At 67.5% G+C, this 11,512-nt stretch carries 9 protein-coding genes and 1 pseudogene; 6 read left to right on the top strand and 4 right to left on the bottom strand.

Annotation, left to right across the window (positions count from 1 at the left end):
* The first annotated feature begins 434 nt into the window (after nucleotides 1-434).
* Complete coding sequence (locus ACZ45T_RS38795; RefSeq protein WP_468449140.1) at nucleotides 435-1,784, top strand: pentapeptide repeat-containing protein; 1,350 nt, start codon at nucleotides 435-437, stop codon at nucleotides 1,782-1,784.
* Nucleotides 1,785-2,046: 262 nt separating this feature from the next.
* Here ACZ45T_RS38795 and ACZ45T_RS38790 read toward each other — a convergent pair whose 3' ends face one another.
* Nucleotides 2,047-2,604 (bottom strand): hypothetical protein, encoded by a 558-nt coding sequence (locus ACZ45T_RS38790; protein ID WP_468449138.1) that lies wholly within the window; start codon nucleotides 2,602-2,604, stop codon nucleotides 2,047-2,049.
* A gap of 683 nt (nucleotides 2,605-3,287) precedes the next feature.
* Here ACZ45T_RS38790 and ACZ45T_RS38785 point away from each other — a divergent pair.
* Nucleotides 3,288-3,437 carry a hypothetical protein gene (locus ACZ45T_RS38785; RefSeq protein ID WP_468449136.1) on the top strand — a complete coding sequence of 50 codons (150 nt, stop codon included), beginning with the start codon at nucleotides 3,288-3,290 and terminating at the stop codon, nucleotides 3,435-3,437.
* Nucleotides 3,438-3,816: 379 nt separating this feature from the next.
* Complete coding sequence (locus ACZ45T_RS38780; RefSeq protein ID WP_468449134.1) at nucleotides 3,817-5,412, top strand: transposase; 1,596 nt, start codon at nucleotides 3,817-3,819, stop codon at nucleotides 5,410-5,412.
* 69 nt (nucleotides 5,413-5,481) lie between these two features.
* On the opposite strand, the gene ACZ45T_RS38775 is transcribed toward ACZ45T_RS38780, so the two are convergent.
* Complete coding sequence (locus tag ACZ45T_RS38775; RefSeq protein WP_468449132.1) at nucleotides 5,482-6,819, bottom strand: MFS transporter; 1,338 nt, start codon at nucleotides 6,817-6,819, stop codon at nucleotides 5,482-5,484.
* Nucleotides 6,816-7,481: an ArsR/SmtB family transcription factor gene (locus ACZ45T_RS38770; protein WP_468449130.1), complete on the bottom strand. Its 666-nt coding sequence runs from the start codon at nucleotides 7,479-7,481 to the stop codon at nucleotides 6,816-6,818. The genes ACZ45T_RS38775 and ACZ45T_RS38770 overlap by 4 nt, the downstream gene beginning before the upstream one ends.
* Here ACZ45T_RS38770 and ACZ45T_RS38765 point away from each other — a divergent pair.
* From ACZ45T_RS38765 to ACZ45T_RS38755, 3 genes and pseudogenes are all read left to right on the top strand, one after another.
* Nucleotides 7,480-8,075 (top strand): annotated as a pseudogene (locus ACZ45T_RS38765) (recombinase family protein); the annotation flags it as partial. The gene ACZ45T_RS38770 and the pseudogene ACZ45T_RS38765 sit on opposite strands and share 2 nt — an antisense overlap.
* Nucleotides 8,076-8,156: 81 nt before the next feature.
* Nucleotides 8,157-8,354 carry a helix-turn-helix domain-containing protein gene (locus ACZ45T_RS38760; protein WP_468449142.1) on the top strand — a complete coding sequence of 66 codons (198 nt, stop codon included), beginning with the start codon at nucleotides 8,157-8,159 and terminating at the stop codon, nucleotides 8,352-8,354.
* Between the two features lie 367 nt (nucleotides 8,355-8,721).
* Nucleotides 8,722-9,336, top strand: a complete 615-nt coding sequence (locus ACZ45T_RS38755; protein ID WP_468449128.1) for a hypothetical protein — start codon at nucleotides 8,722-8,724, stop codon at nucleotides 9,334-9,336.
* A gap of 236 nt (nucleotides 9,337-9,572) precedes the next feature.
* Here the strand turns inward: ACZ45T_RS38755 and ACZ45T_RS38750 are convergent, their stop codons facing one another.
* The gene (locus ACZ45T_RS38750; protein ID WP_468449126.1) at nucleotides 9,573-11,294 is read right to left on the bottom strand and encodes a transposase; all 1,722 of its coding nucleotides are present in this window, start codon (nucleotides 11,292-11,294) and stop codon (nucleotides 9,573-9,575) included.
* Nucleotides 11,295-11,512: the final 218 nt, after the last annotated feature.

The following is an 11,512-nucleotide window of genomic DNA, read 5'->3' as shown; positions in this document are numbered from 1 at the left end:
TGGCAAGGCGGAGGGGCGTGCCGCGTACTGGACGTACTCGGGCGCCCCGACAACGCGGCCAGGTGCGGCGCCAGGCGTCGCGGGCCCGACAAGATGGGGTGCCGGTAAGAACTGTGTCACCGATCCTGCTGGCTTATTCCGTGCCCGGCAGCGCTGGCGGCTCCTTGGTCGGGACAGCAGCGGCCGTCTTGGCGTTCCCGGTCGCGGGTGGGTGTGTGGAATGTCGATGCGGCCGATGCCGTGGCCGAAGGTGCCTGAGCTGACCGCGCAGGTGGTGCGCAGTCGGAAATCAGCCTTCTATCTCCTTCGGTCGTTGCTGCTGGCCTGCTCGGGTGGTGGGCGCTGGTCAACAGCGAGTCTGCCGTGCCCGAGGTGGAGGTGTCGCTCACGGTGTCCTTCACGGACGGTTACTGGACCAGCAGGAGGGATGCGCGATGGATTGGGCACGGTGCAGGCGGATCGCCGCCCACGCCTTGATTGCTGTCTCGGCCTGTCTTCTGATCGTGGCCGTGCTCTCCTGGGATCGGCTGGTCACCCTGGCCGCCGGCACCCCGCCCGTCTCGTTCGTCCTCGTGCTCATCTCCGCGGGGTGTGCTGTGGCAGCCGACCAGTTGTACAGACGAACGCGGCCAGAACGGCAACGGCGTTCCGCCCCGCGTATCCGCTGGTGGTGGGTGGTGCTGGCATTCGCGGCTGTACTGGTCGCGGTGTCGGCCACCACGGCGCTGTTGATGCCCCAGACCCTTGAGATGCCGCCGGGCAGCGCACGGCTGAAACAGGAGATCGAAGTGATGCGCACCGGGCTGGCTGCGGGTGCCGGCGTGGGCGCGGCCATCACCGTACTGCTGGCTTTTCGCCGACAACAGCATCACGAGGAAGCAACCAGAAGGACTGACTACGACGCGAGCGAGCGACGAATCACCGAGCTGTACACCACGGCCGTCGAGCAGCTTGGGAGCCCTCAGGCCCCGGTACGCCTAGGCGGACTGTATGCACTGGAGCGGCTCGGCCAAGCGGTCGACAATCATCGACAAACCATCGTGGACGTGATCTGCGCATACCTGCGCATGCCCTACACCCCGCCCGCGACACCCCACCCGCGCGAAGCGAGCCGAAGGCGAGGGTCGCCGGAGGCGGCATCGCGCTCCCGACAGGCTGACCGTGCGCTCATTCGCGGAGAGGGCGAGGCGGAGAACCAACGGCGGCAGGAACTCCAGGTACGTGAAACGGCCCAGCGCATCCTCGCGGCCCACCTCCGTGATGCCCGCCCGCTACGCCGACGAGAGACCACCCCTGCCAACGACCGGTTCTGGGAAGGCATGAACATCGACCTTTCCCACGCCACTCTTACCTCATGGGACTTCAGCTTCTGCCACGTCGCCCAAGCGAACTTCGTGCAGGCGACTTTCACCGGCGCCGTCTGGTTGGGCGACGCGACCTTCACCGGCCCCGCCTGGTTTAGCGGCGCGACCTTCACCAGCGACGTCTGGTTCGCTGGCGCGACCTTCACCAGCGACGCCTGGTTCAACGACGCGACCTTCACCAGCGACGCCCAATTTGTCGACGCGACCTTCACCCGCGACGCCGAGTTCGACGGCGCGACCTTCGTCAGCGGCGCCTCGTTCGACGGCGCGACCTTCACCCGCGACGCCCAGTTCGAAAAGGCGCGGACACGCCTGACGACGCCGGAGGACACGACACTGCCCCAGCACCTGCCAGCGGGTTGGGACATCCGACCGACCGGTGACGGCTGGGGAACCCTCACACGATCTGAGAATGCGTGACGGGCTCGCTGACCAGGGGGCACGGCTGACGGAGCCCGCACCCATGCCAGCGCGCGGCAGGCTCTCGCCGCGCTCGACAGGCCAGCCAAGTACCGCTACGCGGGCACGGTGCTCCTGCGCGCCTGCTGGCACGGCTTACACAGAGGATTCTCTGGGGCTCGGAGCATTGCGTGAGTTTCAGTGCAGCGGGTCGGTGCAGGTCAGCGGATTGCATCCACCGTACCGAGCGCAAAACAGGTGGGGGGCCGGGGCGTTGCCAGCCTCACCTTGCCTGGTTGTAGGCAAGGCCGAGTACTTCGATGCTCGTGGTGCCGCTCCAGGTGACCGTCTGAGGGTGGCGGCGTCCACGGATGGCTTGCCGCGCTTCCCGCGCCAAATCCGTCACGGTCACTAGGGGATACGGACTGGCAGTGATTCCGTCGTTCAGCAGGATGGCGAGCGTGCCCGTGAACGATCCCCCAGCAGTTCCTTGCCCGTCATACGCAAACTCCTGGGCTCCCGCTGCCGCCAGGACGAACCAGTGCTCCAGCGGCACCGAAATGCTTGGCATCGCGGCGCCAGCAAACGAGGTGTCCACGATGAGGATCACTGTTCGCTCACGTGAATACTGCCCCGCCTGGGACAGCAGGCTTTCAAGGTCGACAGACGTCTGCAACAGGTTGTCTTCCCGCGTGTCCTTCATCATCAAGGACAGGTGTCCGGACTCGTTGAGATATCCGTGCCCGAGAACGTGCACTACCAGAAGCTCCAAGGGTTCGGCCATGACGCGGCCGATCTCTTGGTGTGCCTCCCGGTTTGTCGGATCGAGCAGCACAGTCAAGGACATCCATGGTGCAGCGCTGCGTACCGCTGCAGACATGCGCTCGCAGTCGTGGGGAACGCCAGCCAATGGAGCCTGGCCGCCGGCCGTGATACTGCCGATCAATAGGTAGGAGCACCGCTGACGCTCCGGGATCCACCAGCGGTTCCGCTGACCGAAGTGTGCGTCGTGCGGACCTGGGCTAGGCAGCTCGCGAGTCTGGGGCATTGTGGGGGCTTTGGCTTCACCAAGAGCTGTTGACGCCTTCCCCCAAGCTTCCTGCCAGAAGTACGCCTTCCGGCCACGGTCGGGTACGGGGATGCCGTGATCCTCTGCGTAGTCTCGGCAGGCCCGGACGAACGAGACGACCACCCCTAGTTTCGGGAGCCGACGACCCCGCACGGCGTCCGAAGCAGTGGTGCGAGGCAATGTTTTCCCGGCCTTATGCGCGTACGACTCCAGGTCACGGAATGATGGCTCGCCCACGTCACGGCGCAATTGCCGGAGGTCGGCCGCGAAGGCTTCGATCAGATCCTCGCCTGTCCCCACAGAAATGCTCCTCTTCGAGACGCTGGCCGTCCGAGAGTGGCCGAGGACAGCCGACCTTGGCCGCACGCGGCCGGGCCTGTCCGAGGCTACAGACACACTGACCTGGGCTGTTGTCGAATGCGAGTGTCGGAACCTTCAACGACCGGAGAAGTCGAATGGGAACTGCCAAGAAGGGCAACAAGGGCAAGAGCGGCATTGCTCGGCGGCTCGTCCGTACAGCGATGTTCGGCGCAGTACGGGGCCTGGGATCGGCGGCCGGAGCCATGTTCCTGGGATGGATCACCTTGTGGTTCCAGACCCGTTGAATGGACCCGGGCCCTATCCGTGACCCGACCTCGTGGCCGAACGACGGCTCGCCTCCGCGCGGGCCTGCGGCCTGGTCTGCGGATGACGGCCCCGCCTCACCCCGCACCAGGCCGTTCGCCCTGCAGCTCAAAGACGAGTGAGAGAAGACCACTCCCACGAAGCCCTGATCGCCGTTTGCGGCCGGTGACGATCCTGCTGGCCAATTGCATTGCTGGTCGGTTGTGTTGCTCGTTGGCTCCGTATAGCGGTCGCGTCTTCCGTCATCGGCCGCAGGGTGGGGTGTGGGGTGTCGATGCAGGCGCGGCCGTGGCCGCAGGTGCCGGAAGCGACGGGCGGGCAGCACGGGCCGCAGCGGCGCGAGGACCGTATCCGTTGGCGATGAGGATCCGTGACGAGCTCGGTGAACTGTTCTCGGACGCCGAGTTCGCCCAGGCATTCGGGGTGCGGGGGCGGCGGAGCTGGTCGCCGGGGCGGGAGCTGCGCAAGCCGCTGAATGCCTCGGCGTTCGTCGACGAGCTGCGCGGCCAGATGGCGGCCGAGCTGTCCCTGCTGAACGAGCAGTTGCCCAAGCTGTCTTGGCTGGACATCGCCGAGCGCAAGTCCGGGGCGATCCGGCTGACTGCGGCCGAGGCCCAGCCCGAACCGCGCAACCTGCGCCGGATCAAGGGCGAGGTTGCGAGGCGTTGGGGCATCGTGCCGCTCGTCGACATGTTGAAGGAAGCGGTGCTGCGGACCGGCTGCCTGGACGCGGTCACCTCCGTTTCCGGCGCCGGCAGCCTCTCGCCGGAGGTGCTGGCCGAACGCCTGCTGCTGGTCATCTACGCGTACGGCACGAACACCGGGATCAAGGCCGTGGCGTCCGGCGGCCACGGCCACACCGAGGACGAGCTGCGGTACGTGCGGCGCCGGTATCTGTCGGCGGAGGCCGCCCGCGCCATCGCTGTCCAGATCGCGAACGCCACTTTCGCCGCCCGCAGCTCCGAGCTGTGGGGCCAGGGCTCGACCGCGGTCGCCTCCGACTCCACCCACGTGCGCGCCTACGACCGGAACCTGTTCACTGAGTGGCACTCGCGCTACGGCGGCCGCGGGGTGCTCATCTACTGGCACGTGGAGAAGAAGTCCCTGGCCATCCACTCCCAGCTGATCAACTGCACCGCCTCCGAGGTCGCTGCGATGATCGAGGGCGCCATGCGGCACGGCACCACCCTGGACGTCGAAGCCAACTACACGGACTCGCACGGACAGTCGGAAATCGGGTTCGGCATCACACGGCTGCTGAACTTCGACCTGCTGCCCAGGATCAAGCGAATCAACAAGGTCAAGCTGTACCGGCCGGTGGCCGGCGAGCCGGACACCTACCCGCGCCTGACCTCGGCGCTGACCCGGCCGATCCGCTGGGAACTCATCGCCCAGCAGTACGACCAGATGATCAAGTACGCCACCGCGATCCGGACCCGCACCGCATCCACCGAGGCGATCCTGCACCGCTTCACCCGCAACGCCTCCCACCCCACCTACGCGGCGATGCTGGAGGTCGGACGCGCCCAGAAGACCATCTTCGTGGCCCGCTACCTGCGGCTGCGGGACCTCCAGCGGGAGATCGAGGAGGGCCTGAACGTGATGGAGTCCTCCAACGGCGCGAACTCCGTCATCGCCTACGGCAAGGGCGGAGAGATCGCCTCAAACCGGCGCGACGAGCAGGAGATGTTCGTGCTGTGCCTGAGGATCCTGCAATCGGCGCTGGTCTACGTGAACACCCTCATGCTCCAGGACATCCTCGGCGAACCGGAGTGGGCTGAGCTTCTCACGCCTGCCGATCGGCGCGGCCTGACTCCGTTGTTCTGGTCCCACGTGCGTCCGTACGGGGAGGTCAACCTAGACATGGACACCCGCCTCGACCTTGCTGCGGTCAAACTTCCGGGCCCCCGAGTTCCGACGGACGCCTCCGACCAGCAGTCATCTGAGCGTGCGTGAAGCGTGGGCGTGGTCACAAGGAGTGGTGGGAGGGAGAAGACCAGATGGTCCGCCTCCCTCCCGTAGGCGTCATGTCGCTACATTCGCGCTGTCTTGTGAGGCGTCTTCCTTGGGATGCGGCTTCAGGACGCCCCGGCCACGCGTACGGTCCATCTCGCGCCATTCCGGCCGCAGGCCAGCCAGATTCGTGGTGAGGAAGTAGGCGGCGCCGCAGGCGAGCAGCACCGGCACGAGTCCGACAGCGGTCACCGCGGCCCCGGCGATCAGCCCGCCGAGAGGGATTCCGGCCCAGGCCAGCGAGTCACCGAGCGCGTTAACCCGGCCCAGCATCCGGCGCGGCACCCGCTCGACGAGGATGGCCCCCAGCGCTGGGTTGACGAAGCCGGCACCGAACCCACTGACCGCGAAGACGGCCAGTACCACTCCCAGCGGGGCATCGAAGGCGAGGATCAGGAACCTTGGTGCCCCAGCCAGCAGGAGCCCGGTGAGAACCACCACCCGCCGCCGCAGCCGGTGCGCGACCACCGAGGCGATCAGGCTCCCGCCGGCCGCCGCGGCCCCCATCACGCTGCCCATCAGGCCGATCGCGGTCGGCCCGTTACCGGACTCCCTGGCCCAGACAGGCGCGAGCACCGAGGCGAACGCCGCATCCAGCAGATTGGTGACGCCGACCATGACGATGACGGTGAGCAGCAACGGCTCGCCGCGCAGGAAGGTGAAGCCCTCGCCGAACCGCCGCCAGTAACCCGGTCCCGTTTCCCCCGACGGCGAGGGGGCCTCGTCGGCCGCGTGCCCCATGCCGCGAGGCAGCGCGAGTTTGATGATCACCGATCCGAAGGCGAAGCAGCCCGCGTTGACGGCGAGCCCTGTCAGGGGACCGAGCAGTGCCACCAGAGATCCGCCGACCGCCAGGCCGATAGTGGAGGCGAACCGATCGATCACGCCGGATAGACCCGTGGCCCGCTCCAACGGCACCCGGCCGCGCTCGGCTGCCTCCGGGACCATCACCTTCTTGGCCAGGTCGCCGGGGCCCCGGGCGGCGCCGATCAGTGCGACCAGAACCAGGAGGAGGGGGAAGGAGAGCAGGTCCAGGGTGTGGAGCAGGGGAACCGCGGCGGCGACGGTCGCGCTGGCCAGATCGGTGGTCCAGGAAACGGCCCGCGGGCCGATCCGGTCCACCAGCGGTCCGGTGAACGCCTTGACCACCACGTAGGGAGTCATCTCGCAGAAGGCGACCAGTCCGGTCTGGGTGGCGCTGCCGGTGGTGACGAGGACGAACCAGGGCAGTGCCACGACGGAGATCCGAGTGCCGGTCAGCGACACGGTCATGGCTGCCAGTACCGCAACCAGCGGCCGTAAGGACCTCTTGCCGGGTATGCCGCCGGCCTCCAAGGCGTCGTAGGTCATGACGTCGGGCTTCCTTCCGCTTCCTGAGGACCGGAAGGGAGCGACGACGCGGCAGGCGCATCCAGTTCGGGCAAAATCTTCGTGATCACGGCGACCCGTTCGGCTCCCTCGGGGGCACTTGCCGCCGCCTCCGGAGTGTCTCGCCGGTAGCGCGCGATGACTTCCGCCAACTCCCGGTACAGGGTCGTGGCTTCCTCTGGCGTGAGCCGCAGGGACCAGTCGCTCATGTCGAAGGTGTTCCGCCATGCGCGGGGCATCGTCTGAAGCCCGTTCAGGGTCTGCTGCGTGCGCAGGGTGTAGATGGCGGCGAGTGACTGCTGGTAGGCCAGTGCGGCCTCGGGCTCCTGCTCGGCCAGCTCCGGATCGTTGAACCAAGTCGTCCGGTGCACCGAACGCCACCAGCGTTCTCGCGCGTTGCCGCGTTCGGTGTCCTCCTCGACGAAACCGGCCGCGCCGAGCTGCCGGAGGTGGTAGCTGGCCGTTCCAGAATTCACCCCCAGCCGCTCCGCAAGGCGGGTGGCCGTCGACGGGCCGTACTTCCTCAGCAGCCCGACCAACTGCACGCGCACCGGATGCGCCAGGGCACGCAGCCCCTTGGCATCCAGGACAACCGAGTCCTCGTCAACGTTCGGGCCATCCGGCCTCTCCACTGCATCAACCATGCGACACACGGTAGACCGCAAAGGGTTCTTCGCAAAGGGTTATTCGCGAAGAATCCTTTGCGGTTCAATGCGCGGGAGATGCTGCCGTTCATCTATCGACCGATTGATGAGCAACATCGGTAAGCGGCTGTACACGGCCGGATCGGCGCCGGATCATGCCCATAAAACGGTGTCAGAAAGTCGATGTGCTCAAGAACTTGAGGGGCACCGTTTTCTGTACGATCTGACGGGTGCAGCGACCCCAGGGCGACGACCCCGCCGATACGCCCGCGTGTCCACCAAGGGACAGTTGCTCGACCGTCAGATCCACGCACTCATGGAAGCGGGGTGCATCCGGATCTTCGCCGACAAGAAGTCCGGCAAGAACGCCGAACGCGAGGAGCTGTGAAAGGCCCTCGATTTCCCGCGCGAGGGCGACACGCTCGTCGTTCCGTCGCTGGACCGGCTCGGCCGCTCCCTCCAGGACCTCATCGCGATCGTGTCCGGCCTGCGTAAGCGTGGCGTCGGCTTCACCTCGCTGCACGAGGCGCTCACACGACCACGCGCGGCGGGCGCCTGGTCTTCCACGTGTTTGCAGCCCTCGCCGAGTTCATCCGCGAACTCATCGTGCAGGGCACCAACGAGGGCTTGGACGCCGCCCGCGCCCGCGGCGCCCGACTCGGCCGCCCGCCGGCGATGACCGAGGAACAGGTACGTCACGCCCGCGATCTGCTCGCCCGTCCGGAGAACACGGTTACCTCGATCGCAAAGCTCCTCGGCGTCTCCCGCAACACCATCTACAACTACGTGCCCGAACTGAAGGGCGGCCGCCTCGCACTCGCCGAGACGACCAGCACGGCGGCACTGCCCCGACCCTCCAGGTCAGAGGACTGATCACCGTCGTTTGCGGCTGATGACGATCCTGCTGGCTTATTGGGGTCTCAGTAGTTCTCGCCGAAGACCAACGCTAAGCAGCTGCGGCCCAGATCAGAGGATGAATCAGGGCAGCCGCAGCGGGTGCCCGCCGAGGGGTGCCCGGGGGGCGCTGGCCTGGTCACTGGCAGAGGGCTCTGACGTGGTTGGCCGACACCATCGCGCGGGTTACTGGAGGAAATCCGCTCGCGCTGGCGCCGACGGTGTCATCCTGTGGTCGCCCCCGGCGTCCGTCGCACGGACGAGCGCCGGTCAACCCGGCGGCGGACGCTGAGCACCCACCCCGCACCCGAAGATTGATGACGTCGGATCTCGTCGGGGGGCGCACATGACCACGCATGCCAGGGCCACAGCAGCAGCAACGGCAGCCGAGATGTCAGTCGGCGCGCCGGCTGGCCGCAGGCCCGTCCAGCCCGTTCCCCGCTGGGCGGTCCGGGTAGCCCATGCCATCCCGCTGTGTGTCCTGCCGTCCGGGTTATGGCGTGTCGCGCTGGTGCTGGGCCTGGCCGGCTACGACGCGGACCACCACTGGGCGGTGTGGGAACGCACGTACGTGCTCGGGCTGTCCCTGGTCTCCGAAGGGCTCGCGCTGCTCGCCCTCGGGCTGGTGCGGCCGTGGGGCGAAGTGGTCCCGCGTTGGGTGCCGGGGCTGCGCGGTAGACGGATCCCGATCCCGGCGGTGGTCGTTCCGGCCGCACTCGGGGCCGCGCTGATCACGATGCTCTGCGCGTACGCCGTGCTGAACCAGATCTTCGGTTTCGTGGAGCCGATGAACGAGAACGGCGACAGTGGCCCTACCAGCGGTCCGGCCGCCTGGGCGCTGTGGACGGCGTACGCCCCGATCCTCGCCTGGGGCCCGCTCCTGGCGATCCTCACCGTTGCGTACTACCGACGCCGCCGAGCGAACCACGCATCGGCTGCCGCTCGGCCCGAAGCCGGGTAGCCGGTCCGATCGAGCCCGCCGTTACGCAGGCCGCCCGTGAGCCGGCGAAACAAGGAGGACACGGGTGAGGTGTGAAGCCATCCGCCCGCCCGCCCGTCACCGTCACTCGTTCAGCCCAACGAGCCGCCCTGTGGCGGGCCACCGCCCCGCCTTCCCCGAGATCACCCCAGATCAGGGCGAGTCTGACGGGCTTAGCGTTGCTTTTTCGGCGGGAACTACTGGTACCCCTTAATCGGTCACAAGACGAGGGAGAGATCGAGGCGGGCAAGGTGGCCGACGCGGGTGCGGTCGAGCGGGTGGCCGTTCCACCAGGCATCGAGGCGAATGAGGTTGAGCGCAGCGGCGGAGAAGACGTGCTCCAGGTGGGTCTTCTGGAGACCAAGGTAGCGGGCACGTCTCATGCCGGTGACCGCGACAGCCTGGTGGATGGTTCCCTCGATGCCCGCGCGGGTTCCGTACTTAGATAGCCACTGCTCGTCGCCCTGTTGGAGGCGGGCATGGTCGAGGACTTCTTGCACCTCGCGGGGTTGCAGGGAGAGGGTTCGACCACCGGTCTTCGAGCGGGTGCACTGGTCGCGCACCGGGCAGGGGCGACATGTCTCCTTGTCGAACTTGATGACGATGGCCTTGGTGCCGCGCAGGGTGGCGGGGCTCCACCAGGTGCTGGTGTCCCCGCGTGGCAGGTGGCCTGCCGCTTGTCCCAGTCGATGGTGAACGCGGTGCGGTCGAATGCCGGCACGTGCCTGGGGTGAGCTGTTCATCAGGACCGGGGTGACCAGGGTGACCCCGAAGTTCTTCTTCATGCCGACGATCAACTCAGCGGAAGCGTAACCGGAGTCGAGGAAGTGCTCGGCGGGCAGGAGATCGCGGGCGGCGAGCATGTGATGGACCGGTTCGGTCATTTCCGCATCGGTCACCGTGGCGTCGGTGGTCGCGATGCCGGTGATCAAGCGCGGCGGCGGTCCGCCGGCTCCGAGGACCATCGCCTGGCCGGTAGCCGCGTCCTGCACGTCGGGTTCGTCGCAGGACTCACTGATATGGACCTTGTAGCCGGTCCACCAGGAGCCCTGTTTGAGGCCGTAGCGCGCGTCAGTGTCGTACGGAGAAGCCAGCCGCAGCCTGCCGGGCGGGAGGTCCTTGCTCTCCCGCCGCTTCACCTCCGCCCCGGCCTCGGTCACAGTGCGGTGGTAGTTCTGCACCCACATCGCGCGCAGGACCTGCACCGCCGGGAGCTCACGCAGCCAGGCCGGGGCATCAGGGGCATGCACCGCCTCCAGTAGTGCGAACCCGTCCCGGCCGTAGACCAGGGCTATCTCCTCGCGCTTGCTCGTGGAAGCCGGCGGATGCCAGGAGTGAGTCCGCGGGCCGTAGCGTTCGGCCCATTCCCGGACGGGCACCGCCTGGGCCAGCCAGTCATGGGCCGCGCAGGCCAGCGCCTCCAGAGTGGCCCGCAGCGTCTCCCCGGCCAGCTCCAGCCTGTTCAGATCGCGTACTGCCGCCAGCACGCGGGTGGAGTCGGTGCGCTGCCTGCCTCCGGCCTTCACCAGGCCCCGGTCCTTGAGCGCGGTCAGCAGCAGATCGAGCACCTTCTCCTCCATCCCGTGCTCAACCAGTCGCGTGCGAAACTCGGACAGCACCGAGGCGTCGAACCCGGGATCATCCAGCTCCAAGCCGAGCGCGTATTTCAGGTCCATGCCGTACCGCACACGATGCGCCGCCGCCCGGTCGGTGAGGTTCTCGGCGAACTGCAACACCGTCACCAGCGCGAGCTGGCCCGGTGACCAGCCTGGCCGCCCTCTGGCTTCGAACGCCTCGGCGAACTCGGCGTCCGCGAACAAGTCGCCCAGCTCGTCACGGACCCGCATCGCCAACGGGTACGGGCCCCGTGCCGCCACCGCCCGTGCCACCTGCGCGGTCAGCTCAGGCACCTTCGGCCACGGCCTCGGCTGCATCGACATTCCACACCCCACCCGTGACCGGGAACGCCAAGACGGCCGCTGCTGTCCCGACCAACGAGCCGTCAGCCCCGCTGGGCACGGAATAAGCCAGCAGGATCGATGACAGGGTTCTTACCGGCACCCCAAGATCCGAAAGAGACGGCCTAGTGACCTGAGTCGGAGGTTTGTCGTTAGTTCGGTATGAGTCGTCCGGGTCCGAAGATTCCGCCGTTGTCGGT

This window comes from Streptomyces sp. NPDC030995 (assembly GCF_055571215.1).
Note: the sequence above shows the minus strand (reverse complement) of the source record. Positions and strands in the feature narration are given on the sequence as shown.